The sequence below is a fragment of the Peribacillus sp. QJM3NY_7 genome (assembly GCF_056173225.1).
In genome coordinates, this window is the sequence record NZ_CM149663.1 from 4,824,718 (window position 1) to 4,850,102 (window position 25,385).

Annotated in this window: 31 protein-coding genes; 9 read left to right on the forward strand and 22 right to left on the reverse strand. The window is 40.7% G+C overall.

From position 1 onward, the window contains the following. Positions 1 to 395: 395 nt before the first annotated feature. On the reverse strand, positions 396 to 791 hold the full coding sequence (locus AC0VX1_RS23220; RefSeq protein ID WP_191929563.1) for a VOC family protein: 396 nt from the start codon (positions 789 to 791) through the stop codon (positions 396 to 398). Positions 792 to 836: 45 nt separating this feature from the next. Next, a complete protein-coding gene (locus AC0VX1_RS23225; protein WP_475469249.1) occupies positions 837 to 2,114 on the reverse strand; it encodes a family 8 glycosyl hydrolase in 1,278 nt (425 codons plus the stop codon). 124 nt (positions 2,115 to 2,238) lie between these two features. On the opposite strand from AC0VX1_RS23225, the gene AC0VX1_RS23230 reads away from it, so the two are divergent. Then, on the forward strand, positions 2,239 to 2,439 hold the full coding sequence (locus AC0VX1_RS23230) for a hypothetical protein (protein WP_057279124.1): 201 nt from the start codon (positions 2,239 to 2,241) through the stop codon (positions 2,437 to 2,439). Positions 2,440 to 2,564: 125 nt separating this feature from the next. Here AC0VX1_RS23230 and AC0VX1_RS23235 read toward each other — a convergent pair whose 3' ends face one another. The 3 genes from AC0VX1_RS23235 to AC0VX1_RS23245 form a co-directional block, all read right to left on the reverse strand. Continuing rightward, positions 2,565 to 3,254 (reverse strand): VOC family protein, encoded by a 690-nt coding sequence (locus AC0VX1_RS23235; RefSeq protein WP_475469251.1) that lies wholly within the window; start codon positions 3,252 to 3,254, stop codon positions 2,565 to 2,567. A 150-nt stretch (positions 3,255 to 3,404) separates the two neighbouring features. Next, on the reverse strand, positions 3,405 to 4,052 hold the full coding sequence (locus tag AC0VX1_RS23240; protein WP_413011848.1) for a pentapeptide repeat-containing protein: 648 nt from the start codon (positions 4,050 to 4,052) through the stop codon (positions 3,405 to 3,407). 216 nt (positions 4,053 to 4,268) lie between these two features. Beyond that, positions 4,269 to 4,751 (reverse strand): DUF4306 domain-containing protein, encoded by a 483-nt coding sequence (locus tag AC0VX1_RS23245; protein WP_475469253.1) that lies wholly within the window; start codon positions 4,749 to 4,751, stop codon positions 4,269 to 4,271. A 135-nt stretch (positions 4,752 to 4,886) separates the two neighbouring features. Here AC0VX1_RS23245 and AC0VX1_RS23250 point away from each other — a divergent pair, with 135 nt between their 5' ends. Continuing rightward, on the forward strand, positions 4,887 to 5,531 hold the full coding sequence (locus AC0VX1_RS23250) for a DUF6944 family repetitive protein (RefSeq protein WP_475469254.1): 645 nt from the start codon (positions 4,887 to 4,889) through the stop codon (positions 5,529 to 5,531). On the opposite strand, the gene AC0VX1_RS23255 is transcribed toward AC0VX1_RS23250, so the two are convergent. Beyond that, the gene (locus tag AC0VX1_RS23255) at positions 5,528 to 5,920 is read right to left on the reverse strand and encodes a VOC family protein (RefSeq protein WP_475469255.1); all 393 of its coding nucleotides are present in this window, start codon (positions 5,918 to 5,920) and stop codon (positions 5,528 to 5,530) included. The two genes, AC0VX1_RS23250 and AC0VX1_RS23255, sit on opposite strands and share 4 nt — an antisense overlap. Before the next feature lie 42 nt (positions 5,921 to 5,962). Here AC0VX1_RS23255 and AC0VX1_RS23260 point away from each other — a divergent pair, with 42 nt between their 5' ends. The 3 genes from AC0VX1_RS23260 (at position 5,963) to AC0VX1_RS23270 (ending at position 7,983) form a co-directional block, all read left to right on the forward strand. Further along, on the forward strand, positions 5,963 to 6,250 hold the full coding sequence (locus AC0VX1_RS23260) for a hypothetical protein (protein ID WP_475469257.1): 288 nt from the start codon (positions 5,963 to 5,965) through the stop codon (positions 6,248 to 6,250). Between the two features lie 101 nt (positions 6,251 to 6,351). Then, positions 6,352 to 6,771: a MarR family winged helix-turn-helix transcriptional regulator gene (locus tag AC0VX1_RS23265; RefSeq protein WP_048686687.1), complete on the forward strand. Its 420-nt coding sequence runs from the start codon at positions 6,352 to 6,354 to the stop codon at positions 6,769 to 6,771. Positions 6,772 to 6,783: 12 nt separating this feature from the next. Continuing rightward, entirely contained in the window at positions 6,784 to 7,983 is a 1,200-nt protein-coding gene (locus tag AC0VX1_RS23270; RefSeq protein ID WP_475469259.1) for an MFS transporter, read from the forward strand. A 59-nt stretch (positions 7,984 to 8,042) separates the two neighbouring features. Here the strand turns inward: AC0VX1_RS23270 and AC0VX1_RS23275 are convergent, their stop codons facing one another. From AC0VX1_RS23275 to AC0VX1_RS23315, 9 genes are all read right to left on the reverse strand, one after another. Then, a complete protein-coding gene (locus AC0VX1_RS23275; RefSeq protein WP_475469260.1) occupies positions 8,043 to 9,251 on the reverse strand; it encodes a hypothetical protein in 1,209 nt (402 codons plus the stop codon). Positions 9,252 to 9,275: 24 nt separating this feature from the next. Then, on the reverse strand, positions 9,276 to 10,103 hold the full coding sequence (locus AC0VX1_RS23280; protein WP_475469262.1) for a hypothetical protein: 828 nt from the start codon (positions 10,101 to 10,103) through the stop codon (positions 9,276 to 9,278). Beyond that, positions 10,100 to 10,786 (reverse strand): ABC transporter ATP-binding protein, encoded by a 687-nt coding sequence (locus tag AC0VX1_RS23285; protein ID WP_258249300.1) that lies wholly within the window; start codon positions 10,784 to 10,786, stop codon positions 10,100 to 10,102. Before AC0VX1_RS23285 ends, AC0VX1_RS23280 begins: the two co-directional genes overlap by 4 nt. After that, positions 10,783 to 11,163: a GntR family transcriptional regulator gene (locus AC0VX1_RS23290; RefSeq protein WP_034310706.1), complete on the reverse strand. Its 381-nt coding sequence runs from the start codon at positions 11,161 to 11,163 to the stop codon at positions 10,783 to 10,785. The genes AC0VX1_RS23285 and AC0VX1_RS23290 overlap by 4 nt, the downstream gene beginning before the upstream one ends. 178 nt (positions 11,164 to 11,341) lie before the next feature. After that, positions 11,342 to 12,097, reverse strand: a complete 756-nt coding sequence (locus AC0VX1_RS23295) for an AAA family ATPase (RefSeq protein ID WP_034310704.1) — start codon at positions 12,095 to 12,097, stop codon at positions 11,342 to 11,344. An 86-nt stretch (positions 12,098 to 12,183) separates the two neighbouring features. Next, positions 12,184 to 12,405 (reverse strand): hypothetical protein, encoded by a 222-nt coding sequence (locus tag AC0VX1_RS23300; RefSeq protein WP_413022051.1) that lies wholly within the window; start codon positions 12,403 to 12,405, stop codon positions 12,184 to 12,186. Between the two features lie 11 nt (positions 12,406 to 12,416). Next, positions 12,417 to 12,956, reverse strand: a complete 540-nt coding sequence (locus tag AC0VX1_RS23305) for a GrpB family protein (protein WP_475469265.1) — start codon at positions 12,954 to 12,956, stop codon at positions 12,417 to 12,419. 143 nt (positions 12,957 to 13,099) lie between these two features. Beyond that, the gene (locus tag AC0VX1_RS23310) at positions 13,100 to 14,125 is read right to left on the reverse strand and encodes a 2-keto-3-deoxygluconate permease (protein ID WP_034310693.1); all 1,026 of its coding nucleotides are present in this window, start codon (positions 14,123 to 14,125) and stop codon (positions 13,100 to 13,102) included. Between the two features lie 84 nt (positions 14,126 to 14,209). Beyond that, complete coding sequence (locus tag AC0VX1_RS23315) at positions 14,210 to 15,175, reverse strand: sugar kinase (protein WP_328118580.1); 966 nt, start codon at positions 15,173 to 15,175, stop codon at positions 14,210 to 14,212. Between the two features lie 309 nt (positions 15,176 to 15,484). On the opposite strand from AC0VX1_RS23315, the gene kduI reads away from it, so the two are divergent. The 3 genes from kduI to AC0VX1_RS23330 all read left to right on the forward strand — a co-directional run bounded on the left by kduI (position 15,485) and on the right by AC0VX1_RS23330 (position 18,329). Continuing rightward, a complete protein-coding gene (gene kduI / locus AC0VX1_RS23320) occupies positions 15,485 to 16,315 on the forward strand; it encodes a 5-dehydro-4-deoxy-D-glucuronate isomerase (RefSeq protein WP_034311737.1) in 831 nt (276 codons plus the stop codon). 45 nt (positions 16,316 to 16,360) lie between these two features. Further along, complete coding sequence (kduD, locus tag AC0VX1_RS23325; protein WP_034310689.1) at positions 16,361 to 17,137, forward strand: 2-dehydro-3-deoxy-D-gluconate 5-dehydrogenase KduD; 777 nt, start codon at positions 16,361 to 16,363, stop codon at positions 17,135 to 17,137. 184 nt (positions 17,138 to 17,321) lie between these two features. Further along, positions 17,322 to 18,329 (forward strand): LacI family DNA-binding transcriptional regulator, encoded by a 1,008-nt coding sequence (locus AC0VX1_RS23330; protein ID WP_063589890.1) that lies wholly within the window; start codon positions 17,322 to 17,324, stop codon positions 18,327 to 18,329. 68 nt (positions 18,330 to 18,397) lie between these two features. Here the strand turns inward: AC0VX1_RS23330 and AC0VX1_RS23335 are convergent, their stop codons facing one another. Genes AC0VX1_RS23335 through AC0VX1_RS23345 form a run of 3 tightly spaced genes read right to left on the reverse strand, consistent with a single transcriptional unit; the run spans position 18,398 to position 19,814 of the window. Then, positions 18,398 to 18,907, reverse strand: a complete 510-nt coding sequence (locus tag AC0VX1_RS23335; protein ID WP_475469267.1) for a GrpB family protein — start codon at positions 18,905 to 18,907, stop codon at positions 18,398 to 18,400. Positions 18,908 to 18,945: 38 nt separating this feature from the next. Then, positions 18,946 to 19,446, reverse strand: a complete 501-nt coding sequence (locus AC0VX1_RS23340) for a hypothetical protein (RefSeq protein WP_095679297.1) — start codon at positions 19,444 to 19,446, stop codon at positions 18,946 to 18,948. Beyond that, a complete protein-coding gene (locus AC0VX1_RS23345; protein WP_413022047.1) occupies positions 19,443 to 19,814 on the reverse strand; it encodes a hypothetical protein in 372 nt (123 codons plus the stop codon). The genes AC0VX1_RS23340 and AC0VX1_RS23345 overlap by 4 nt, the downstream gene beginning before the upstream one ends. A gap of 119 nt (positions 19,815 to 19,933) precedes the next feature. On the opposite strand from AC0VX1_RS23345, the gene AC0VX1_RS23350 reads away from it, so the two are divergent. Further along, positions 19,934 to 20,428, forward strand: a complete 495-nt coding sequence (locus AC0VX1_RS23350; RefSeq protein ID WP_413022046.1) for a VanZ family protein — start codon at positions 19,934 to 19,936, stop codon at positions 20,426 to 20,428. Positions 20,429 to 20,910: 482 nt separating this feature from the next. On the opposite strand, the gene modA is transcribed toward AC0VX1_RS23350, so the two are convergent. From modA to AC0VX1_RS23370, 4 genes are all read right to left on the reverse strand, one after another. Next, positions 20,911 to 21,702 carry a molybdate ABC transporter substrate-binding protein gene (modA, locus tag AC0VX1_RS23355; protein ID WP_413022045.1) on the reverse strand — a complete coding sequence of 264 codons (792 nt, stop codon included), beginning with the start codon at positions 21,700 to 21,702 and terminating at the stop codon, positions 20,911 to 20,913. Between the two features lie 82 nt (positions 21,703 to 21,784). Further along, positions 21,785 to 22,951: an MGDG synthase family glycosyltransferase gene (locus tag AC0VX1_RS23360; protein ID WP_475469271.1), complete on the reverse strand. Its 1,167-nt coding sequence runs from the start codon at positions 22,949 to 22,951 to the stop codon at positions 21,785 to 21,787. A 132-nt stretch (positions 22,952 to 23,083) separates the two neighbouring features. Then, the gene (locus AC0VX1_RS23365) at positions 23,084 to 23,683 is read right to left on the reverse strand and encodes a DedA family protein (RefSeq protein WP_057279139.1); all 600 of its coding nucleotides are present in this window, start codon (positions 23,681 to 23,683) and stop codon (positions 23,084 to 23,086) included. 17 nt (positions 23,684 to 23,700) lie between these two features. Continuing rightward, on the reverse strand, positions 23,701 to 24,399 hold the full coding sequence (locus AC0VX1_RS23370; protein ID WP_475471873.1) for a polysaccharide deacetylase family protein: 699 nt from the start codon (positions 24,397 to 24,399) through the stop codon (positions 23,701 to 23,703). Between the last annotated feature and the right edge of the window lie 986 nt (positions 24,400 to 25,385).

Here is a 25,385-nt window from a genome sequence, read left to right on the forward strand (position 1 = left end):
CGGCAGGAGTGTCGCAAATTTCTTCAATCTAGCGGGTGGATTCATAAAACACTAAAAAAACATAATCAAGGTTCAGGATGAGGCCAGCCTACAGTTCTTTCTTAAAAAAACATTCCAGTTGATTGGAACGGAAGGTGCGAGACTCCTGCGGGAAAAACGTGTCCAAGGGAGACCCCGCAGGCGCAAAGAGCGCCAAGGAGGCTCCCGGACCGCCCGCGGAAAGCGAGTGCCTGGAGTGGAAATCATATAGTTACAACCAGGTCTTGTTTATGTTTTTTCGTTGTTAACGCACTTTTTTCGATCCGTCCGCTCTTCATGGTTCGGGGTGTCACTTATGAACCCCCTTTGGTCAATAAACTGAAAAAGGCCACTATCCAGTGGCCTTTTCATTTCATTCATATTGGGAGAGTAAGCTGCCAGGAAACACCAAACTTATCGGATACCCAGCCGAACTTCTTACTAAAGAAATAGTCACCCAATGGCATCATCACTTGTCCTCCATCAGTTAAGCTCGAATAAAGTCTGTCAATTTCCTCTTCACTATCACATGTAAGGAAAATTGAAAACGATGGTGTAAATGTAAATTGATGCTTAACATTGCTATCGATGCACATGAATTCCTGATCCTTCAAGGTAAAGGTAGCCTGCATGACACTTCCCTCTGTACCTGATTCATTTGCACCATACCGGACAATGCTGTTTATTTTCGATCCTTCGATTAAAGATGTGTAATAATTCATCGCTTCCTCCGCATTACCTTCGAACATCAAGAAAGGTGTGACCTTCATCATCCTCATCAAACTCCTTTTCATCTTTAATTGGTTTCTTCCATTGAATCATGGCGCCCACCAGTTACCCGAAGCCACGATCATTGTCTGTAATTTTATCGTATTGGCAAAATAGTCATCATCATCTTGTTCCTGTATCGTCCGGTTCCATAAGCGGTTAATCCATTGCTGATTGGAGGAATCCACCATGGCACTCACCATGAATGGAGCGACGAAGCTTGTACTATTCCCTTCTTCCACGGCTTTTCCGCTTAGCGTATAACCGGATTGGATATTTTCAGGGTTGCCATCCGTTTCCGCTTTAATCCAATCATTCATCTTCTTTAATTGCGGCAGCGCTCTTTCATCATCAGTCAGTAAGTAATCGAGCGTATAGCGCCATGGGGCCCTGCTGCTGTTCCAGCTATAATTGCCGTCATTCTCCCCTTCTAAAAAGTCCGCTTCTGCCGGCTGATATTCTCCCTGGGATTGTACAATGAAGTCCGGGATGAGGCCAGTATTGCCGCTTTTCTCCTTATAAATAGATAGAATGACCTTATAGGCCTTATCTCTTACATCTTTCCATTCTTCATTCCCAGTCGCCGCCTCAAATGTCTTAAAATGATTGAGAAGAAGGTCAGAGGAACGAGTCGATTGTCCGTATACGTCATCTTCATCTTCCGCCCAGTCCCCTAGTTTAACAAGGGACTGCGACCGATTTATTTCATTCGACATGATCGCATCCAAGATGTCCTTTGCACTTGCAAGATAGTCGATCTCCCCTTCACTTCCCCACTGCCGGTGAGCCAATAATAATGAATAGGCGATATCCATATCGCCATCAGTTGCTGAATCGGCATCCCCTGGCGTATTGATGATTTTACCCGATTTATCCTTTACTTGCTGCCACGCCATCAATGAAGGGTCATGATCACTTCCATGCGCCTTATAAAAACGATAAAGCCCATCGAAGTACCTCTTGTCCTCGCTGCCTGCCATGATTGCCGTTATCATCATCCCATAACCATGCGCTTCAGAAACGGTCACTGCATTCTTTGGCTCAGCATATCCTTTGTCATTGTAAAAAATATAATATTCATCATTTTTATCGGCAGGCTGCTTAAGATAGTTATCTTTCCATGTTTCATAAAAAGTCCTCACGGCAGCATCCATTTCCTCCTGTGACAGATTGTCAGGTTTTATCGTCCCCGCTTGATAGACTGTATGCTGGGGAAATGCCCTCTTACCGGCGACCTCTTTCTTTTTGGTTTGAGAAACCAATGCTATCGAGGCAATGATCCCAAAAACGATCACGCCCACCGCTATCAATAAACTTCTTTTTTTCATGGCTTTGCTCCTTGGGTTATGTAATTCAAAATGTCATAATGACTTTTGGATATTTATATTAAAATAAATCGAATTGTGAGTGTTTCTGTTTAAGTAATTTTTAAATGAAAAAGGAGTGTTTTTGATGAAAAGAATTTGTAATCAGTGCCAAACTGAAATGATAGATGATTGCAAAGTAAATGTACAAGGCGGTATGAATGGAATTAAGATTAGCCAAAAGAAAGGACTTTTCAATAGTGTTTCTTCAAACCCTAAAGCATCTGTATGCCCAAATTGCGGTTATGTAGCTTTCTATATTGATAATTTTAGAGAATTTATTAAGTAATAATATAAATATATACAGCTAATCGACATTTGTAAGCAGAAGACTGGCAGAATGAATGCTGGTTTGGAAATACACCAATGACAGGCAGCCCTGCTTCTGCTTTATTGCCAAAATATAAATCGACATCATTCCCCCTTTTTCATTTCCATAAATCCTTCGCCATCCAATGAAATTTCCAGATGCTGATTTATGACTAGCGAAAGCGGAAAGGTTTCCGACTCTTTATCCGAGAAAATCCAACGCCGTTTCCTTGGACCTAAAAGTAAAAACGAACCTGCTTCATGTTCACCCATGAAATTCAATCCATCTTCTCTTATCGCTTCACCATTCCTTACTGGCACACCATTGCTGATCAACCGATTCCCCAAAGCCCTGACTTCATCTGTCGTAATGTTTATTTCACTGATGCAAAGAATGTTTTGAGCTGAAAAAGACTCAGTCGCGGATTCGGGTGATACGGAATATCTCGATATGAACTCGACAATGTTGCCTGAAGGGTCTAAAAAATAAAAAGACCGTGCGTCTAAAAAGCTGAAATAAACTTCGTCATCATCCTCTTCCCTGGTCAATTCCACTTTTGATTTCGCCCATGCTTTTGCCGAAGTAAATAAATTGGTCGGAATGTTCATGGCAAAATGGTAAAAGGGCTTATCTTTGTGATGATATTTTTTGATTTCAAGCACACTTTCCCCTGCCTTAATTTCAAAAGCATCATCCGTTTGCGATAGTAACTCAAATCCTAACACATCAACATAAAAATTCCGCATTTCATTCCAGGCATGACCATACAAAGTGACCTTATTGATAATCAACATTCAATCCCCCTTCCACTTAACAAATATTGTAAAGCAATACTGCATTTGTTCAAAACATATCATTTTATTCACTCTGCCTATATTCACCACAAATAACTCAAAAAGGACCGCCAAATTCAGCGGTCCCTCGCTTCAGCCTTATTGAAAGGTTCACTCTTTAATTTTCAGTCCGAGCATGGCCGCAAAGACTATCGCTTGGTCCGGGGAAACTTCGCATCCTTTTAAATCCTCCGGGGATACGGTAATCCTTTGAAATGCAGAACTGCTAATATCAATTCCCTTGAGCGGTGTCCGGGAAAAGTTCACTTCATTTAATCTGCATGTTTCGAACTTCACTTTAATGAATTTGCACTCATAATAATCAGCACTTTCCAATGAGCAATGATCGAACCTCACTTGCTTTAAACTGGAATAACCAAAGGCACTTAAATTCAGGTTGCAATTCTCAAAGAAGACATTCCCTAAGCTTGCGTCAGAAAGGTTAATGCCTAAAAGTTTGGACTCTTTGAATTCCACACGATGAATCGAGCCGCCCATGAAATCGGCATTCGTTAAATCGCAATGATCAAAGATGACATCCGTCAGCTCGATATTCCTGAATGATACATCACTGAATGTCACATTTTTAAAAACAACCTGTGTTAATACGATTTTGTCCATTTTTTCTCTATCGATCGTGCAGTTGGTTATGATACAGGACTCAAGATAAGGCTCATCTTGATAATATATTTCCTGAAAGTTCGCTTGTGTTAAGTCTTGGGGGATCTTTGGCTGTTCAATTTTGATTTTGCCTGACATATTATCACCTTTTCGCTTTAGTCTTCAATCACTGGTTTATCCAATCGATAGGGGTTCATCGCCGGTATTATAACAACTGGTCTACTAAATTTCGACTTAACTATAAACTACATTACAGTGAAGTTCAATCTAAGAATTTCGCGAAAATGACTATTATTTTTCGTTATTTTGTGTCAACAATTTGCACAAAAAAAAGCTGCCTCATCGGCAGCTTGCTTACTTCATGAGCGTATTGAATCCTCTTGGCATCCGATAATAATAGTGAGCTGCAGCCATTATCGCTATCATTCCGCCTATCAGAAAAAATGCTTGAAAGATATTTCCTCCAACAGTTGGGGAATTGGATACATAACCGCTAGAAAACAGAAAAATGACTCCAAATCCCAATAAGAATAGGGCCATCTTTTTAATCATTCTTTGGAACAGGATATATCCCGTAAGAATGATTAAGTACGATGCGGCTAGGACCATAAGAAATGGAAATAACGGTTTGAATTTTGCGGCATACACGAAATGATCAAAATTCGAAATATCATCTGCCTCTATCGCCTGTTCATCATTTATGTGTGTGAAATGCGTGGAATGCTTCCATTCCCAAGGTCTATCCAGAATTTCGCTTCCTTCATACCAGGTACAAAACGTAAAAACCATAAAGAAAAGTGCTGCGATAATCATTTGCAAAAAAATGTTAAAAGTCAATATCATCTCCTCCAGCTGTCATTATACCAATAAATGGGTAACTTACAACCTGAGCCCAAAGTGATAAAGCATTAAGTAAACAAACACTGTTTCCTGAATAATATAATCTAACCACTTATAAGGAGCGTTTAAGATATGATCACTCATGGAAATGGAGATGACCTCCTTATTTCAGCAGCATGGTTACTTGGCATCGGCACTCTTGTTGGTGCAATCGGGCAAACCCGGCAAACTTTAACGAGCACTAATCTCGGAAAAGATCTCATCCTCAAAGGGAATGGTATTGAAGCCGTTGCAAATTCCCTGCAAGCGATCGGCCGTTCAAAAATGCTGAACCCGGAAAACGAACGTTCGGAATCTTACTTTATATTCGGCAATTGGCTTGAGGCCATTGGCAATACCGCAAATGTAGTTGGAATAGATATGCAGTTGAGTGGTTCAGAGAAGGAAGGCACGAGAACCGATGCAATCGGCAGTGGAATCCAAGGCCTGGGTGCCGCTTTTGAAACATTCGGTGCAACGCTGACTGATGAGGCCATTTCACCTTTTGAGATCAAGGGAAATGGCCTCATTGCAGCCGGTTCATTTTTGGAATCGGTCGGAAATATTTTCATTTTAAATGAAAAAGTACGGATGGGAGAACAAATTCTTTTACTAGGCAGCTGGACCCAGGTTTTCGGTGCATTCATATTGATCGAGGCCTTTTCACTTGGCCCAGTGCCCGAACCTGAGAATGGGAAAGATGGAAATAATGGTTATAGCTATGCCAACTATTGTTAAGGGGCCGCGAGTTCGACCTGCATCGGATCTGGATCTTCGAAATATACAGCATAATGTTCCTCCCCGCCGGCAAATGGATGCTTATCGGCGTAAATGATGGTAACTCCTCCCCTTAACTTTCCTGTCAACCTCATCAACCTGTTGCCGGGAAGCGCGTGAAAGGCTAAATGGTTAAGACCCACTCGTCCCCTATGATAGGGAATGTCAAGAAACCTCGTTTCCGCTTGTACAAAAACAATGTGCATCTCACCCAATCTCCAACTCCTCCCGCTTTCCCACTCCTGAAATGGCTCATAGCCCATCTCGTCCAAAAACCAGCCCCAAAAATCAATACTCCTCTTTAAATTTGAAACATACAGCTCAATATAATGAAGAAATCCCTTTGACACCTGTAATCCTCCTCTTATGATCACTTTTTGGAGCGTTTACTCGTGAATTGGCGCCTTTCTCGTGAGTTTGGGCCTTTTACTCGTGAATTTGGTGCTTTTACTCGTGAGTTCGGGCCTTTTACTCGTGAGTTTCCGACTTTTACTCGTGAGTTTGTGCCTTTTACTCGTGAGTTTCCGACTTTTACTCGTGAATTTGGTGCTTTTACTCGTGAGTTTCCGACTTTTACTCGTGAATTGCGCCTTACTCGTGAGTTTTCGACTTTTACTCGTGAATTTGGTGCTTTTACTCGTGATTTCTGCCGTTCTCTCCCTTATTTTTTTTCAAAATAACATTACAAATCCGAGTGGACAGAATGGATTTATTTTGGTATTATAGTTACCCAGGGTAACGATTACTCATGATAACTATATATTGATAAGAGGTGTTTCTGATAAAGACTTTCCAAAAATTCTTTCAGCAATTATTGCTGCTTTACCGGCCGTTTGAAAATAATCTTAATATCCAGCTGAACAAGCATGATTTACACAGGGCGCAATGGTCCATTTTGTATTACTTGAACAATTATGGTTCGGCGACGCTTGTAGAGCTTGCCAATTACCAAAGCGTGGAGAAACCCACGATTACGAGGACCATTGCCCGCTTGGAAGAGCTGGGGTATGTCGAGCATGTGCCAAGCAAAGATAAACGCGAGAAAAGGATGCGGCTTACGGAGCTTGGCAAAAAGGTCTACAGCGAAGTCCGCGTGACAATCGATCAATATGAACAGGAAATCTTGAAAGGGATCACGGAAGAGGAACAACTCGCTGCTATACGTATCATGGGCGAAATTAGAAATAACATTATAAAGTAAGGAGATAATAACATGGATCAATCCAGAACCAGACTGTGGACGAAGGACTTTGTCATCGTTTCTTCCATCAATTTTTTCATAACATTAATCTTTTATTTACTGATGGTGACACTTGCCATCTATGCTGTTAATGAATTGGATGCTTCTACAAGCGAAGCGGGACTCATATCGGGGATTTTTATTATCGGGACGTTGATCGGACGTCTGTTCATTGGCCGTTTCATTGATTCAATCGGCCGCAAGAAAACGTTATTCATAGGTTTGATTTTTTTCACTTTGACAACAATTCTTTATTTTGTGGACCTTGGAATCGGCTTCCTGCTTGTTAACCGCCTGATCCATGGGATGGCAATGGGGATGGCAAGTACTGCGACAGGTACGATCGTCGCGCAGATCATTCCGCCGACACGAAAGGGTGAAGGCATCGGCTATTACAGCATGAGCGCAACACTTGCGACGGCTATCGGTCCTTTCATCGGTCTGTTTATGGCTCAACATACAAGCTTCCAAATCATTTTCAGTTTCTGCCTGGCTTTAGGTGTGATCTCCCTGATTACAGCATTCTTCCTGTATGTCCCGGCATTGAAAGTGACGGCAAAAGTTACGGAAAGCAAAGGATTCAAGATTTCCAATTTCATTGAACCTAAGGCACTGCCCATTTCAATCATCACTCTGTTATTGGCTTTCTGTTATTCCAGTGTCCTTTCTTTCATCAGTTTCTATGCCATCGAAATCGATCTGGTCAATACGGCAAGCTTCTTCTTTGTAGTGTACGCAGTAGCCGTATTGATATCACGTCCTTTCTCAGGACCATTGATGGACCGGAAAGGATCGAACTTCATTATGTATCCGGCTTTCATTATTTTCGGAGTCGGCTTGCTGCTTCTAAGTATAACAACCAATAGTTTCACTTTACTGGCAGCTGGTTTCCTCATTGGCCTCGGATTCGGTAATATGCAATCAAGCTCACAGGCGATTGCCGTTAAACTGACACCGCCTCACCGAATGGGGATGGCAACGTCCACCTTCTTTATCATGCTTGATGCAGGACTTGGATTCGGCCCTTATATTCTGGGATTCATCATTCCGATAACAGGTTACAGCACACTTTATGTCATCTTGGGCGTTTTGGTCATCTTGACCTCCATCCTTTACCACTTCCTGCACGGCAAGAAGGAACGTGCAGCCAGAGCGAACTTGGCTTCCATTTAAATAAAAAGGGATATCCCATTGGGGGATATCCCTTTTTGCTTTTTGAAACAGCTTCCATTTTATTTTATTTCCAAGTCATCAAAATAAAGTCCAAAACTTTTGCTGTTCTTTTTATTAATGACTGTTTCACCTTTATATAAAGTCTTTCCAGTCTTTAAATCTGCAATCAGAAGTTTGGCAGGCTTGTTTGATTTGCCCTCTTGATTCATTTCGTTTAATAGGAAGTACACACGCCCGTTTTTAAAGGCAGCGGTATATTGTTCTTCCTCATTAACAGCTATATCAAGCTCCGTATCACTCCTTAACGTTTGACTGCTGAGGTCAAATGTTTTAATGCGATATTTACCTGACTCCATTTCAACTGCATAAAGGTTTTTCCCGTCTGCATATCCTGATCTAGCCATGTCCAGGCTAAGTGGTCCTTTTTTAACCGTTTCTAATTTTTCCGTTTCATAATTATAAGTTAAAAGCTTGCTTTCCTTTAGTTTTTCTTTAAAGCCATCCTCATGATTTACCCCTTTATTTACCGAAATGAATACTATGTTGTTTGGCTGTGAGGGAGCAAGATCGATTGGCATCTCAAAATCAACTTGATTAGGGTCAGTATAGGTTTCAGATACAAGGGTTTTATCGCTCAAGACTTTTTTATTGGCTACATCGATCGTATATAGATGAACCTCTTTTGTCTGCTTATCATTGTTGGAATTCACATCATTCATCGTTAAAACCTGTAGTTTTGAATGGACCAACTGCACATCCCTGACATCAGCATTCATGATTCTCTCTTGATTCGGAAGTTCAATTTGGAATGAAGTTTCCTCTTCGTCCTTCTTCTCCAGTAAACCGATATCAAACTCTGCATCCATATTCCCGCTCTTTGTATATTTGCTATTCACCCAAGCGTAAGCAAGAAAATCATCGTCTTCATATAAAGAACTAATTGAATCCTTGCCACGCATAAATGAACGATGTTCTTTTACCAATCTTTCAATTAGATGATCTTGTCTTCCAGTTAAGTTCTCCAAGTAAGACCTTTCGCTGGCATATGTCGTTGTATTGGATTCAATTGTTAATGGTTCATAAAATGTACTGTTGCTTTGAAGCGTAGCATTTATGATAACCGGATCAAGCTCTTTATCGCTGCCCTCCAGTGTCTTGAACGTATACTTTGGAAGGCTGGAAGCGGAAGAAGCTACTTTGACATAATAGGTCCCGATGCTTAAGATGACAACCATTCCAATAATGATGCTGCATAAATAACGTTTCACCTTGTTCACTCTCCTTTAAAGTTGTTATACGGTAACGCGATTTTTTAATAACCAAGCACCAAGCCAAACTGATAATCCTGTCAAAATGATTCCTAATGCGAGCAGCAGGCCAAATAATTCATTAGGATAGAAATAGAAATTCCCGATTTCCATTAAAACTGGGGCTAAAAATAACACAGCAGCGATTCCGCAATATAACAAGCCCATTATGATTCCTTTTATGCGGAAACTTCTTTCAAACATGATCGCCGTGAATAATATCGACATGATCATAAGACCGATGCCATAGGAAAGCAGGAATTGCGTGAATGTGCTTGGGATGATCAATGACAAAATCGGATTGGCTATCATTATGGTAGAAATTGACATTTCATTCAAGAGCGCTTCCGGCACATTCGAATTAAATAGTGCATTTTCCATAGGTAAAATGATGATTTGGAAAGCAATCAACCCTAATACCATCAGGAAGATGGACGTAGCTTTTGAAAGGTAGATCGATAATCTGGATGTCGGTAACATCAATAGACGATAAATGAACGTATTCTTTCCAAACCAATCACGATACCAAATAAGGAAAATGTAAAAAATTAGGGCAACCGCACCCAGCGCTATCGGTCCTACAAACAAGAGGCTATTGGCGATATGGTTAAAATCAATGGCTCCATAATTGGTAATATAAGCGGCTTCAGATAGTCTTTCTTCTTTCATGATATCCCTGGCATCATTAAGAAGGCTCTTCGTTACGATGATCACTCCGGCAAATTGCGAAACCAAGGTGATCAACAATAAGCTAAGATAGATTTTACTGAAACGGTTGATTTCAAAGTTCACTAGTTTTATATATCGCATCATGATTGATACACCTCTCTCATTACATCGACTACCGATTTCCCTTCCTCTTCCCGCATTTCTTCTGTATTGAACTCTTTAAGCACCGAACCGTTATCCAATAAAATGACCTTATCGATCAAATGTTCAATATCACCGATTTCATGGGTCGTGATGATGACTCCTCTATCTTCAATCAGGTGGCTCGCAAAGACATCGGCAATTTGCTCGCGGCTAAACATATCGATTCCCGAAAATGGTTCGTCCATCAGTACATAATCGACGTCAAGAGACAAACCAAGCATCAGGTTGAGTTTAGCTGTATTCCCTTTTGACAATTCCGAAATGCGATTCTCCTCTTTAAGCTTGAAAAACCCCATTAGCTGGTTAGCTCTTTCCGGATTCCAGGACGTATAGAAATCCGACATGAAAACCATGGACTGTTTAATGGTCATTTGCGGAAGCATGGTTGGTGCGTCCGGAATGAAGGTGATTTTTTCATAACTGTCCTTTGTCATCTTTTGATCATCGATCAGGATTTCACCTTTATATGGCGTCAATCCCATGATCGCTTTGAGTGTAGTCGTTTTACCGACACCATTTATCCCGATCAGACAAGTGACTTCTCCTTTATTGGCTGTAAATGAAACATCATCCAAGATCTTTTTCCGTCCATAATTCTTGGAGATCTTTTTTACTTCTATCATTTTTCTTCCTCCTCCCTTATTTCTTCCGAGTATTTTTCTTTAACCACACGAAGCAGTTCATCAACCGGTACATTAATCGGACGAATCGCATCGACAAATGTATCGACGGCCGCCAAAATCAATTCCTGCCTTACAGCCTGTAAAATCGTTTCATTCGTCGTGATTTGACTGGGGAAATTTCGTTCTGTATGAATCAAGCCCTGTTCCTCCATTTCTTTATACGCTTTTTGAGCGGTATTGGGATTTATATTGAGTGAAGCCGCCAGTTCTCTTCGGGAGGGAATTTCCTGCCCCGCCACGAAATTACCAATGGCTATTTGTTCTTTAAAATGTCTAACGACTTGCAGATATACCGGTTCCCGGGTATTTACGTTCATTAAAACCACCCCCTATTTATTTAAAAAAGTCTGATATGTGTGTATGTACTAAGTGGTTCATACACCTTATAGATGTACTATACCCGTAATACACCTAAGCTGTCAACAACCAATTCCAAAAAAATGAAAACCCCGAATGCGCAGTGCAGACGGGGTTTTCGTTAGAGATGCTAAAATCTCATTGAAACAGATGATGAAGCAGCCGATCTTTATCTTCAAAAAACTGTTTCATTAACAAATAGTGATTGGACTCCTCTAATGCCACCTCACTCATTCCCTCATCTGAAATTTGGAGGATTTTAGCATCCGGATAGGCCATGATGATCGGGGAATGGGTGGAAATGATGAATTGGGAACCTTGTTGAACAAGCTCATTTATCCTGGCCAGCATCGATATTTGTCTCAATGGGGACAAAGCAGCTTCAGGCTCATCGAGGATATACAATCCATCGCCTTGAAATCGTTCTACAAAAGCAGAAAAAAACGATTCCCCATGAGATTGCTGGTGTAGCGATTTCCCACCGAAGGAATCGATGATTTTCGACCCAAACGATGACTCCCTGTCCAATTCCTCTATATTCGTAGCTAAATTATAAAAGGTTTCCGCCCTAAAGAAAAAATGATCCTTCGGTTTGTATACGCCTTTTTTCAAACGGAGGTATTCGTCCAAATTGGAATGTGAATCATAATTGGAAAAATTGAAATTCAACGTTCCTCCTTCTGGATTGAAGCCATACGCTATCGCAATACCTTCAAGCAAGGTGGACTTCCCCATTCCATTTTCCCCGATGACATAGGTAACACTGGGATGAAAAGCAACTTCCTGAAGGTGCCTGATAACCGGAAGATCTAGAGGGAAATGGTCATACGAAGATATGCGGTCTCTATTGAGGTAGATGCCCCTGATATACTGTGAATCATAATCTAGTTTCATTTGTTATCCCCTTCTGTAGCCATTTAGACTGTAACAATCCAATACGCCATAGATTATTCAAATTGATAGATTGATAATGTTTGATTCTAAATGAACATCCACTTTGGATGCAATTCAATTAAACTTACTGAAATGCGCTGGGTTGAATCTTTCACTCCCGATTCGTTTATCAGTGCAGGCAATTCCTTATCCGCATACTGTTGATGTGAATCTTCATTGTCCCATAATGATGCCAGGTATCTGCCGTTTTGCCTTTTACCGAATGCGCCTCCATCCCTCTTGTGCTTTTGAACGCTTGTTTTCCTCATTCACTTGGCATTTAATCCACTTCATTAACAGGATGACCACCACGCTTCGCCCAATGTTTCGCTTTTTCATCGACCTTTTTGATAAAATCATTTTTCCCGTTTACATATCCTTTAATATCATCTGGAAATTCCGCTGCCAAGCGCTGCTTCAGCCTACTATACTCTTGTGCTTCATCAGGGTGTGATAGCAAATAATCCCGAAAGGCGAGGTGTCGCGCAATTTCTTCATGTCCTTTTTGAAACATGTGAATATGGTGCGTCCTCTCATCCCCGCCTTTACGAAAAAACCGTCGTCCAGCGATTCCGTTCTCCCCCTTGAAATCATACCCCAGCTCTTCCATCTCTTTATTAAAGTCAGCGACACATTCCACATCTTTCACCACTGCCAAAATATCTATTACAGGCTTGGCATGTATTGCCGGGATGGTCGTACTGCCAATATGGTATACATTCATCATTTCAGGCCCGAAAATACCCTCTAATTTTTGGCATTCATCATGAAATAGCTTGGACCATTCTTTCTTATATGGTACGACCTCTACCTTTCTCATGGAAGCCTCCTTGATAGGAATTCGCGTTTACACATTCCGTTTTACTTTTTCCTAATTTTAACACCAATGTGCATGCATCACAAAAAAGCAGCCGGGATAATAACCCCAGTTGCTTTTTGGATAACGCTTACATTTCATTTGTTTTATTTCGCTTTTTGTATGGAAGCCACATTTTGATCTTTCAAAATAGTTGGTTTCATGCCTCTTCGCTGCGGAATGCCTCTTTCCTCCTGTTTCTTTGCAACCCACATCGTCAGCATCGGTGTCAGGATTGCCGTCACCAATACACTTGTTGCGATGATTGCTGTTGCCGATTCTGCTACAGGAGCGAATTGCGGGTTTAACTCGGCGATGATGAAAGGTACAGCAACTGCGGCACCCGCCGTTGAAGAAGCGGCGACCCCAGCAACCCCATCGGAGCCAGTAACGTAACGGTCCAGTAGATATAAGACGCCTCCGGAAAGGAAGACGACGGCAACGCCCATTAAAATACCCATGAATCCGGATTTTAGAATCATGCCAAAATCCAACCCGAATCCTAGAGCTAATGCGAAGAACGGGATAAGGACCGGTACGGCCTGTCCAAAGAATTCCCGGCACTCTTTATCAATATTCCCTACAATCATCCCGACTGCAAATGGAATCAATGTGGAGACAATTGTTTGCCATGGAAACGTTGCAAGGCCTCCAACACCGAGGATGATCATCGTGAAGAACGGACCGCTTTCAATACTGATGAACGGGAATGCCGCAGCATCTTCCGTTCTGCCCAATTTTGTCATGAGTGCGGTATAAAGACCGCCATTCGTTTCATTAAAAGCCGCTATCAGCACTAAAACCGAAAGACCGGAAAAGAGACCGGTTTGAATCCCATTCTCCGGAAGCAGCAAAGCTGCACCATATCCCAATAATGCCGCAAATACGACTTTACCGATAAGCAATGTAAATCCTTTTCTTGCAATATAACCGGATTGCTTAACATCTATCGTAGCTCCGACACAAAAGAAAAAGACGGCTAATATCGATGCGGTACCTGTTAGCATGGCGCCTGTAAATCCGCCAAAGAAGGTTGCCGTGTCAGGAAAAATAGTATGTATCAAAGCACCTATGAACAACGGGACAACCATCATGCCACCAGGGATTTTTTCTATTGCGGCTTTTATTCTCATCACAATCTCTCCACTTCATTATCAAATTTATGAATATTTGTAATTGGAAGTCTAGTTGTGGAGTTAACTGGCTGCTGTTATCGATCATTCAACATTTAATAGTTTGTTCTGGCTTTCAATAAAGTCCTGCAATTTTTTCCGGCTGGGCATGCCATCCATATCACCGGGAGCCATGACTTGAAGGGCGCCAATCGCATTGCCCCGAGTAACGGTTTCAATCGTGGACTTCCCTTCAAGCAAGCCGCTGATCACACCGACGGCGAAACCATCGCCGGCACCTACCGTATCAATGACTTTTTCAGGTACGAACCCTTTAACATACCCTTCTTCATTGGCATTTTTATAATAAGCTCCCTCTGCTCCAAGCTTGATGACAATCATTTTAACTCCTTTGTTCAAATAAAATTCGGCCACCTCCTCAGGTGTTCGGAGCCCTGTTAAAACTTCCGCTTCGGACATGCCTGGCAGAAATAAATCACAAATGTAAGCAAGCTCATTAATGCAATCCACCATTTTTTGTTTATCCGGCCATAGGTTTGGCCGTAAATTCGGGTCAAATGAAACGGTTCTTCCTTGATTCCTCATAAGTTTCATGGCAGCAACGGTAAATTCATGGCAGCTTTCAGATAATGCGGATGGGATACCTGTTGCATGCAGATGTTTAGCTTGCCGAAAATACTCTTCTGAAAGGTCGTCGATATTCAGAGTGGAAGCAGCTGAATTTTTTCTGAAGTATTCCACTTCCGGGTCTCCGTCATGCACTTTAGATTTAATGAGCATTCCTGTCGGGTGATCACTTGTAAAACGGATACCTGTCGTGTCGACTTTTTCTTTATTCAATTCTCCGATGATGAACTTTCCGAAACTATCGTTGCCAAGTTTCGTCATATAAGCAACATTTAAATCAAGACGCGCCAATCCGCAAGCCACGTTTGATTCGGCTCCCGCAATCGCTCGGGAAAAGGATTTAGCCTCATGTAAAGGCTCTACTTCATTTGCATAGAACATGTTCATCGGTTCCCCAAAGGTGATCACATCTAATTCTTTCATTCCTAATTCCCCCTGAAAAAGGTGTATTACGGTTTAGTAAACCAAAACCACAAGAAAGCGCTTTCTTTTCAATAAAGTCAGATTACCATATAAACCAGTTTTTAACAATACTAATCTTTATATTTTTATTTTGTATAAAAGCATAGTTTCAATCATTAATTTCTTCTTTTACACTGATTAATCTACTAAATTTTTCTATTATCATTGACTATTTGGAAAATATTATATATATTTTTAATATTGGTAGCGCTAACATTTTGAATATTCACGATAAACCGTTTTACTAAATAGGAGGTTATTTATATGCATATGGAAAAACGTTATTCCATTCATCCGTCACAAGCCAAACACTTTGATACAAGTGAAATCCGCAAAAACTTTTTAGTGGAAAAATTATTTCTCGATGACGACGTTTCTTTATGCTATTCCCTTGATGACAGGATCATCATAGGAGGAATCAAACCTGTTTCTAAAGAGGTCAAGCTTGAGGGCCATGATTTCATTAAAGCTGATTATTTTCTCCAACGAAGAGAATTAGGTGTATTTAATATAGGGGGATCAGGAAGGATCTCAGTTGATGGGAAAGTATACCCCCTTCAAAATCGTGATTGTCTATATATAGGATTAGGTTGTAAGGAACTGATTTTCATTAGTGACTCAGACTCCGAACCTGCTAAATTTTATTTAGCCTCTGCTCCGGCACATAAAAATTACCCTATTCAACACGTAGCGTTCAAGGAAGTGCAAGGTGATGAAATGGGATCACAGGAAACGGCAAATAAGCGGACGATTCGCAGAATGATTCATGAAAAAGGAATCCAAAGCTGCCAACTGTGTATGGGGATGACTGAATTGGCTCCAGGTAATGTCTGGAACTCCATGCCCCCTCATGTTCATGACCGCAGAGTGGAAGTTTATATGTATTTTGACTTGGCAGATGATGCGGTTTTGTTCCACATGATGGGTGAACCCGATGAAACAAGGCATATTGTCATGAAAAATGAACAGGCTGTCATTTCACCTCCATGGTCCATACATAGTGGTTCCGCTACAAGCAACTACACATTCATTTGGGCAATGGCTGGAGAGAATTATACATATGAAGATATGGATACCTTTCCTATTTCAGATATGAAGTAAGACTAAGAGTGGTTTATTAATCCATATGGGGATGGGGGAAACAAGATGAGTTTACTGGATTTTTCAATGGACTTTTTCAGTTTAAAAGGGAAAGTTGCCATCGTAACAGGAGGAAATACCGGATTGGGCCAAGGGTATGCGGTTGCATTAGCAAAGGCGGGTGCAGATCTTTTTATCGTTGCCCATGGTGATAATTGGCAGGAAACAAAGGATTTAATCGAAACGACCGGGCAAAAAGCTGTCTTTTATCAGGCGGAGCTCACGAATAAGGAAAGCCTTAAAGGTGTTGTAAAAGGCTGTCTTGATGCATACGGAAAAATCGATATCCTTGTTAATAATGCAGGAACGATTCGCCGTGCCCCTTTATTGGAATATAAAGACGAGGATTGGAATGCAGTAATGGACATTAACCTTAATTCCTTGTATTTTCTCAGTCAGCTCGTTGCCAAAGAAATGGTTGAACAAGGCAGCGGGAAAATCATAAATATCGCTTCGATGCTCACCTTCCAAGGAGGCAAGTTCGTTCCCGCATATACTGCGAGTAAACATGGCGTTGCCGGGCTGACCAAAGCCTTCGCTAATGAATTGGCGTCTAAAAACATTCAAATAAACGCGATTGCCCCAGGTTATATTGAAACGGCCAATACTGCCGCGCTTCGTGCAGATGAGTCAAGAAACAAAGACATTCTCTCAAGGATTCCGGCTGAAAAATGGGGAACACCCTTCGATGTCATGGGAACTGTCGTTTTTCTTGCCAGCAAGGCCTCTGATTATATGAATGGCCATATCCTCGCTGTTGATGGAGGCTGGCTCGTTCGTTAATCCGCTGATCAAGATATGTAAATCAATAGTTTAAGGTTAACACCCTTAGCCAAAGTGCTTAGGGTGTTTCTTACATCCAATGTTTAACAAAATCCGCTAACTGGCGTTGGAATCGTCATGCTCCTTTGTTATGATGAAGGTATCCCGTTCTAGTTCAAGAAATAATATCCTTTAGGAGAACATCATGAAAAAAAAGAAAACTACCATATCAGATGTTGCTGAGAAGGCCGGTGTTTCCAAAAGTACGGTTTCTCAATATATTAACCAGCGTTTTCGTTATATGAGTGCTGAAACAAAGGACAGAATCGAGCAAGTCATCCAGGAACTTGACTTTCGTCCCAATGATAATGCCCGGAATTTAAAAGTGAAAAAAACAAAGGTCATTGGCATACTCGTAGCTAATATTTTACATACTTTATCCACTGAAATCATTCGTACCGTAGAAGAACAGCTTCAGCAGCACGGCATGAAAGTATTCATATGTGACTCTGCCGATGATCCAGAGAAAGAAAAAGAATACCTTGATTTGCTCGTTTCTACGCAAGTGGATGGAATCATCATCTTTCCGGTAGGAAATGATTTTAAAGTCTATAATTACTTGATCGATCATTCCATTCCAATGGTATTCGTCGATCGATTGGTTGATGGGGTAACTTCCGATTCCGTTCTTTTAGATAACCACGCTGCAATCTTTTTAGCTGTTTCCATGCTGGCTGAAAAAGGACACGAAAACATTGCATTTTTAACCTTACCGATTGATATCCCGATCACACCAAGGCTGGAGAGGATCGAAGGATTTAAAAAAGCGATGGCATCTCATAAATTGGAAGTAAGGGAGGATGATATTCATTCTTTACCCCGAAACCAAATTCAAGAAAAATTGGCCCGGATACTCGATGCAGAAAATCCACCGACAGCCATTGTGGCAGGAAATGATTTAGTATTACGTGAAATCCTTAGCTATTTGAAAAAGCAAAAAATCTCGATTCCTGGGGAAGTGGCCATTGTCAGCATTGATGATGTCGCTTATACGGAGTTTTATGAACCATCCATCACGACAATAGGACAGCCCATTCAGCAAATGGGAATTAAAACAGCTGAGTTACTATTGAACCGGATAACCAATTCGGATCAGGCCCCGTACATTACTTATCGGTTTGCCCCCGAACTCATCGTTCGAAGTTCATGCTAATTGTTCATACAAAAACGGCAGTTTATACCACTGCCGTTACCATTTTTCAAGGAACTTCACCTTGGAAGTCAACCGCCTTTTGCTGATTCCATGACATTTAGGATAAATGGCGCTTTCGCTTTTGTGTACCCCACAATATCTGCAGGATGCTTTTCTGCTAAGGACATTTTTAATTGCTGATATTGTTTCCGTACGTCCGGATGGCTTCTTAAATAGTCCCTGAATGAAAGTTGATTCTTCCACTGTTCACTTCCGAATCTATAGATATGCAAATGATGCGTCCCTGCTCTCCATTGGCCTTTTCTAAAGAAACGCCTTTCGGGAAACTCCTTATGCGGGACAAATTCATACCCAATCGATTTCAAAGGTTCAATGAACGTGTCAACTTCAGCTAAATGTTGGACGCCAGCCATGATGTCCAAAATCGGTTTAGCCCCCAACCCCATGACGGATGTACTTCCAATATTCTCGACACAAAGGGAATCGTTCTTTAAAACCTCCATTATCCTCGCTTTTTCCTGATGGAATTCACTGCCCCAATCAGGGTTATATTCCTCGATTTTCACTGTTTTTTCCATTTAATCACCCAACTTTACGTGAAATCGTATGACCGCCATCATTTTTCATCACGCGACCATTTTACGATGGGATCTTGCGTGCTCGGCTCATAGTAAGTTCCGGCATACACCTTTTCTTTTCCCGTTATTTTATTCGTTCGGATGACTGTATATCTTCCTTTATCATAATTTTTGGTAAGATGATATGTCCGGTATGAAAACCCCTTTTCGGGCCCGGTTAACTTTTCTTTAGTTTTATACACTTGGGGTTTATTCAAGTGCTCTTTCACTACACTTTTAATATTCAGCGGCGTGCCCTCAAGCTTGACATCACTTCGGAAATCGGCATCCCTGGTCTCTGTTTTCCCTGAAGGAACGGATGCCATTTCGATCGTATCATGGGTTTGTTCCGAGAATGTTTTTGTGACACTGTATGAATAAAGGATATTCATGGAACTTATATTATGCTTCATTTTGCCAGCAAATTCAGGCATGGCAACATTCAATAGAAAGGTGATCGAAATACATGCGATTAATATGATAAGTGAAATTTTCTTCATATTTCCTCTTTCTCAACTATGTATTCTTGTAATTCAATTTGTTCATTTTCCTTAGGAATAATTCCAAATTTGGCGATTAATAGAATGGCAAGAAAACTGAAACTGCAAAAACTTGTATTATCACTTGTAACAAATGAAGCTTGTATAATTCGGGATGCCAATAATGAATTCAAAATATAAGAAAAAAGAAACCCTGAATAGGATAAGCAAACCAGATAGTTTCCAACCAATGCCCTCTTGTAATGTACATACTCCGACTTATTTCCCTTCCTGATACTGACACAATGTCTAAATTGCCTAATGAGACCGTATGTGAAACCAATAATTAATATGACCGCAATGACAAAATCAATTATTGCTTCCTCCACTGTTTTACCCCTCCTTGGTAATTCGAACAAAAAATATAGTAAATTATTACATTAAACTCATCATATACCATTTATGATAAAATGATAAATATTTCCCACTTTAATATTGGAGTTGTATCATGAAAATTTTTATGAAAATAGTATTATCGTTATTTATGGTTCTGTATCTATTAATCCTTACAAAGCTCATTTTATTTAAAACCTTCTCGATAACCGAAATGAATGGTCATATAAGTTTTTCCCATGGCCGCTATTGGGGGTCCCATAACTTCATCCCTTTTAAAACCATTGCCCATTACCTGTTCTTAGCGAATGTTAACCCATCGATCCGGATTGAAAATATAGCGGGGAATATCATCGGCTTTGTACCTTTCGGCTTGATGCTTCCCTTACTGTCAAAAAGGTTTTCCCAACTCAGATCGATCTTGATTGCAACATTCTGTCTTAGTTTCACCTATGAGATTCTTCAGCTTTTATTTGAATTAGGAAGTTTTGATACCGATGATTTGATCCTGAATACGCTTGGCGGGGTTATAGGATACCTGCCTATTAAACTGTTTTACATCGTTTTCAAAAAGAATGGTACCATTCGCAATCAAGCCAAAGGACAGTAATGTGCTGTCCTTCTTTTGTCCCAAGGTCCATATTACGCAGCGATTGAAAACGATTACATGCATGTCCTTATTCTTACGTGTAAAGCGAGAAGAGGTTTCAATATAAAGGAAAGTATACCTAATATTACTGCGGATGAATAAAAAAAAGACCACCAGATTGGTGGTTACAGACTGTAGACAAACTCGATGAAAATCGAGTTTGTCTATTTTTATGGCTTGTACAATGAACGTCGATTTCCGCTACAGGCACTCGCTTATCCAGAGGCGGTCGGGGAGCCTCCTCGGCTTTCGCCTGCGGGGTCTCCCCTAGACGCGCTTTTCCCGCAGGAGTCTCGTACCTTCCGTTCCAATCAACTTTGTTATAACATTTAGTTAGAAACCATACCTGATGAGTTGAGGGTGTTAGCTTGGGAACTTCATTTGATGAAAGATATATTTTCCGAACCCCTTTTGTCTACAAACTGAGGCTACCGGATTGGCGGTTATTTCAAATTCTTAAATCCGTATTTTTCAAAGATTTTCATGGAGGCTTCCGTTTGGAGATAGTCATAGAATAGCTTGGCTTCCTTGGCATGATCCAGGTTATTGATCATTCCCACGGGATATATGATCGGATCATGTAAATCTCCCTGGGCTGCTGCAATGACCTCAACTTTTGATGAGTTGAGCGCATCCGTTTTATAAACGAGGCCTGCGTCCACATTTCCCGTTTCCACATATGTAAGCACTTGCCGCACATCCTTGGCATATACCAATCGATCTTCCATCTCTTTGAAAAGGTTCATGTTTTCCAAAGTTTGTTTCGCATATTGCCCTGCCGGTACAGACTCTGGAGTGCCAATCGAAATTTTATCGGCCTTTGTGAGGTCTTCCAGTGATCCGATTTCCTTTTTGGAATCCTTTGGCACCACCAGCACCAGGTCATTGCCGACTAAATCGATTCCATTCTTCTCTTCAATAAGATCATCCTCTATTAATTTATCAAACTTATCCCCCGCTGCTGAGAAAAACAGGTCAACAGGTGCGCCTTGGGATATCTGTTGCTGAAGAGCTCCAGAGGCCCCAAAGTTATAATGAACTTCCACATTTGCATTCTCTTTTTCAAAAGACTTCTTTATATCATTCAAGGCATCTTGCAAACTTACAGCTGCGGAAACCGTCAATTCCACTTTTCCTCCGGCTTGCGGCTTCATTTCCGTTTCATCACTTGAACACCCTGCCCCCGCCATCACAAGCATCATCATCAAAAAAATCATAAGGTATGTTTTTTTCAAAGTCACTCTTCCTTCCGACCTTTCATTATAGGATGGCTGCTAATTCAGCAGCCTTCCGTATCCATTCGGGGACACCATGCATTTAGCTATAAAGAAGTTTGGGCTGTCGGGCTAGATAGGAAGGCGTACCATTTTGATTAAGATCAAGGATCAATTTCATGACCTCCACTATTCCCTCGGGTTTCTCCAACTCTATTTCCTTATGATAGGACTCTATGGATGTGTTCCATTTTTTCATTTTTTTCTGATCCTTCAATATACTCAGCAATTGTTTTTCAAAAGGCGTTTTCTGATTAAGTTTAAATACAAGACCCTGCTGTTTTAGATACTGCAGATTGATTTCCTCCTGCCCCGGAAGTCTGGAATGAACAAAGATCGGAAGCCTTTTTCGCAATGATTCACTGATCGTGACACCGCCCGGTTTTGTAACGATTGCGTCCACTTCTTCATAAAGCTTATTCATTTCAGACCTTGATGAGATATAGGGCAATGGTTTGATATGAGGTAAATTCCATGTATTGATTTCTTCATAAAGCTTGTTGTTATTTCCGCAAAGAACTAAATAATCTAAGTCTCTTGAGTTCTTTAACTCATCACCTAAGTTCAAAATCCCTCCCAGACCGCTATTTCCTCCGGATATCAAAATTTTTGGCCGTTCTGTGTTTCTTTGGACACGGGCATTTTTTGTGATTTCCTCGTGCACGGGAATGCCAGTGACCATCATCGTTTGTTTTGGTATTTGACGCTTACTCATCAGCTTTTCTTTCACTTCTTGACTAGGAAGAAAATGGGCATCTATCCCTTCGCTTCCCCACACATTATTAATAAAAAAGTCCGTGTACACGTTTATTACCGGTGTGCTGCACTTCCCTTTCATCTTTAACTGACTCAAAAGATATGAAGGGAAACCGTGTGTACACACAATTAAATCAGGATTTTCTTCCGCTATCAATCGTTCCATCTTATTCATGAATAATTGCTGATACCATTTACATACACTTTCCTTTGGCGAGTGAACATAAAACAGGTTCTTGTAGGCAAGATTATAGGTTTCCGGCGCATAACGGATCCATGTCAGATAACTATTTGCAATGAATTTTTCTAGAGAGGTATTGGTATAACTGATTAGATCGATTTTTTTATAAGTAATCCCATTCGAATGCTTTTTTAACATATCCATCAATGCCTCTGCAACTTGATGATGTCCCGACTGCATTCGAAAGAGAGGTAAAAACAAAATCTTCTTCATATGTGTCATCTCCTAAGAAATCATTCTGAAAATACAAAATATATAGTTCATGATATCTTTCTCTTACAATATCGTTGAACAAATTCCTTAAATCGATTTTTTATTTCCGACGTTTTTTAATAAGGAGCCGACTCAACTTTTGGATCTTTGTTTTCTCTTTTTAATGTATTTGATAGTAACATAGAGTACAAAAATAACTAAAAATACAACACCTAAATATGGAACATATTTGGGATTAACATTAAAAGCATCCCCCACATAATAACCGGCCACTATAAAAGGGACGGTCCATAGTATAGTGCCTAATAGGGAAAAGAGGAAGTATTTCCGAAAGGGTATAGAAGAGATTCCTGCAAAATATGGACTTATTTGCCTCATCCCCGGAATATAAAATCCCAATACTAGCGTTTTTCGTGCATTATCCGTGTAGTTTCTCTTTGCTTTCTCCCAGCGTTCAGCCGTAATCCCAATGAATCTTCCATATTTTTTTATAAATGGATACCCCACATATTTTCCGCATGCATAAGCTGCAAGCATTCCGATAAAGGCGCCGAGAATTGCACACAGCATCGCTAAACCCATAGAGAGCTTACCTTGGACAGCCAGCACCCCAATTAGAAATAGAAGTGATTCTTCTGGAGCAGGCACACCCACGATGCCGAAGAATAAAAAAAGAAAAATGATCAGGTATCCATAAGAATCAATAAAATGTAAAAGCGTATCTATATCCATAATACCCCCGGAATTAGTTATAAGTCTTTTAAAGAAATAAAGTGTGTTCCTTTTTCTTTACTCTCCTGCAGGTAAATTTTTAACATTTCAATCATATAGCCTGGCGCCTCTTTATCCGCTCCCAAGGTTTCGCCACAGTCATGAAGCAATAGGACGGAACCTTCTGTTGAAGTGCCTCGAAGCTGATCAAGCAGAGTATTTTTGCAATTTTCGACTTTCCAATCCCCAAAGATGCCGGACCACATAATCACTTTATATTTCCTACTGAATAGTGGGGTGAACATATTGAAATGGCCCCATGGCGGTCTATAAAATATCACCTTTTCATTCGTGCATTCCGTTATCGCCTTTTCAGTCATTTCCAACTGTTTTCGCAGATGAATTGGTGATAGGACCCAACTTGAAACATGATGAAAATGATGGATACCTATCGTATGTCCCTCTTCATGCATTCTTTTAATAATCCCAGGATTACTTTTCACTTTACTGCCCACAACAAAAAATGTGGCCTTTATCTCATATTCTTTTAAAAGATCCAGTAATTTTATGGTATATTCAGGGTTTGGGCCATCATCGAAAGTTAGCGCAATCCCATTATTCGAATTGATTTTTTTGGTTATTCCCAAGCTGCCTACACGAATTAGCACAGTTGGGATAATAGTATAAAATATTAATAGCAATAATAAAATAATAAAACTAATCAGCCATATATGCATCACACAAAACTATCCTCTCATTATTGATATTACCAATACTGATCCTTTCCCTATATCATAATCATTTACTACAATGCAGCAAATGTTATAGTATTCAGGTAATTCATTATAAAACCTCACTAACAATTTAGCATTTTTTTTTCATTATTTTCACTTATCATTATTTTTTTATTTTTGTAAAGGTTGAAGGACATTAGTTCTATTACTGCAATGTCTGCAGTTTTTTTTCTTTGAAAACCGTTCCAGTTGATTCCAGAAATCCGCTCCCTTTCCGCCGACTGCCTGCCAAGCCTCCTCGCCGGTAAACGGCTGTGGGGTCTCGGCTAGCCAGTTATTCGGCAGGAGTCTCGCAAATTTCTTCCATCCTTTTAGGATTACTGTAAAAACATGAGGATCCCCTATCTTAAGCTTGCTTCGGGATATGGCCGAGCCTACAGTTTTTTCTTGAAATTACATTCCAGTTAATTCCAGATTCCACTCCCTTTCCGCCGACTGTCTGCCAAGCCTCCTCGCCGCAAGCACCTGTAGGGTCTCGGCTAGCCAGTTATTCGGCAGGAGTCTCGCAAATTTCTTCCATCCTTTAAGGGGGACTGTAAATAACATGAAGGATAAACTAGTCTTGTTTAAGATTGGTTCGGGGTGAGAGCAATTCGAAACTCCTTTTTCCGGAAAATTGATTGAACCGCCAGACTGTACCGAATTGGAGAAGAAGAGCCAGTTTTCCTACAATATCTCTTAAAAAAGAAGTTCCAGCTGATTGGAACGTAAGGTACGAGACTCCTGCGGGAAAAGCGTGGCCAAGGGAGACCCCGCAGGCGAACTCCGAGGGCGAACCGCCCGCGGAAAGCGGGGGCTCGGCTACCCAGTTATTCGGCAGGAGTCTCGCAAATTTCTTCCATAAGGATTACTGTAAAAAACTCTGAAGGATAAACTAGTTATGTTTAAGATTATGGTTCGGGGTGGGACCAGACCACCCCTTTAGTCGA

Coding starts and splice junctions, on each gene's coding strand:
- AC0VX1_RS23330 (WP_063589890.1), top strand. CDS start 17,322: ATGAAAAAAAAGAAAACTACCATATCAGATGTTGCTGAGAAGGCCGGT.
- AC0VX1_RS23305 (WP_475469265.1), bottom strand. CDS start 12,956: ATGAGAAAGGTAGAGGTCGTACCATATAAGAAAGAATGGTCCAAGCTA.
- AC0VX1_RS23285 (WP_258249300.1), bottom strand. CDS start 10,786: ATGATAGAAGTAAAAAAGATCTCCAAGAATTATGGACGGAAAAAGATC.
- AC0VX1_RS23335 (WP_475469267.1), bottom strand. CDS start 18,907: ATGGAAAAAACAGTGAAAATCGAGGAATATAACCCTGATTGGGGCAGT.
- AC0VX1_RS23295 (WP_034310704.1), bottom strand. CDS start 12,097: ATGAAACTAGATTATGATTCACAGTATATCAGGGGCATCTACCTCAAT.
- kduI (WP_034311737.1), top strand. CDS start 15,485: ATGGAAAAACGTTATTCCATTCATCCGTCACAAGCCAAACACTTTGAT.
- kduD (WP_034310689.1), top strand. CDS start 16,361: ATGAGTTTACTGGATTTTTCAATGGACTTTTTCAGTTTAAAAGGGAAA.
- AC0VX1_RS23235 (WP_475469251.1), bottom strand. CDS start 3,254: ATGTTGATTATCAATAAGGTCACTTTGTATGGTCATGCCTGGAATGAA.
- AC0VX1_RS23310 (WP_034310693.1), bottom strand. CDS start 14,125: ATGAGAATAAAAGCCGCAATAGAAAAAATCCCTGGTGGCATGATGGTT.
- AC0VX1_RS23300 (WP_413022051.1), bottom strand. CDS start 12,405: ATGAGGAAAACAAGCGTTCAAAAGCACAAGAGGGATGGAGGCGCATTC.
- AC0VX1_RS23365 (WP_057279139.1), bottom strand. CDS start 23,683: ATGGATATAGATACGCTTTTACATTTTATTGATTCTTATGGATACCTG.
- AC0VX1_RS23280 (WP_475469262.1), bottom strand. CDS start 10,103: ATGATGCGATATATAAAACTAGTGAACTTTGAAATCAACCGTTTCAGT.
- AC0VX1_RS23240 (WP_413011848.1), bottom strand. CDS start 4,052: ATGTCAGGCAAAATCAAAATTGAACAGCCAAAGATCCCCCAAGACTTA.
- AC0VX1_RS23315 (WP_328118580.1), bottom strand. CDS start 15,175: ATGAAAGAATTAGATGTGATCACCTTTGGGGAACCGATGAACATGTTC.
- AC0VX1_RS23290 (WP_034310706.1), bottom strand. CDS start 11,163: ATGAACGTAAATACCCGGGAACCGGTATATCTGCAAGTCGTTAGACAT.
- AC0VX1_RS23225 (WP_475469249.1), bottom strand. CDS start 2,114: ATGAAAAAAAGAAGTTTATTGATAGCGGTGGGCGTGATCGTTTTTGGG.
- AC0VX1_RS23350 (WP_413022046.1), top strand. CDS start 19,934: ATGAAAATTTTTATGAAAATAGTATTATCGTTATTTATGGTTCTGTAT.
- AC0VX1_RS23250 (WP_475469254.1), top strand. CDS start 4,887: ATGATCACTCATGGAAATGGAGATGACCTCCTTATTTCAGCAGCATGG.
- AC0VX1_RS23230 (WP_057279124.1), top strand. CDS start 2,239: ATGAAAAGAATTTGTAATCAGTGCCAAACTGAAATGATAGATGATTGC.
- AC0VX1_RS23340 (WP_095679297.1), bottom strand. CDS start 19,446: ATGAAGAAAATTTCACTTATCATATTAATCGCATGTATTTCGATCACC.
- AC0VX1_RS23360 (WP_475469271.1), bottom strand. CDS start 22,951: ATGAAGAAGATTTTGTTTTTACCTCTCTTTCGAATGCAGTCGGGACAT.
- AC0VX1_RS23220 (WP_191929563.1), bottom strand. CDS start 791: ATGATGAAGGTCACACCTTTCTTGATGTTCGAAGGTAATGCGGAGGAA.
- AC0VX1_RS23270 (WP_475469259.1), top strand. CDS start 6,784: ATGGATCAATCCAGAACCAGACTGTGGACGAAGGACTTTGTCATCGTT.
- AC0VX1_RS23370 (WP_475471873.1), bottom strand. CDS start 24,399: ATGCATATATGGCTGATTAGTTTTATTATTTTATTATTGCTATTAATA.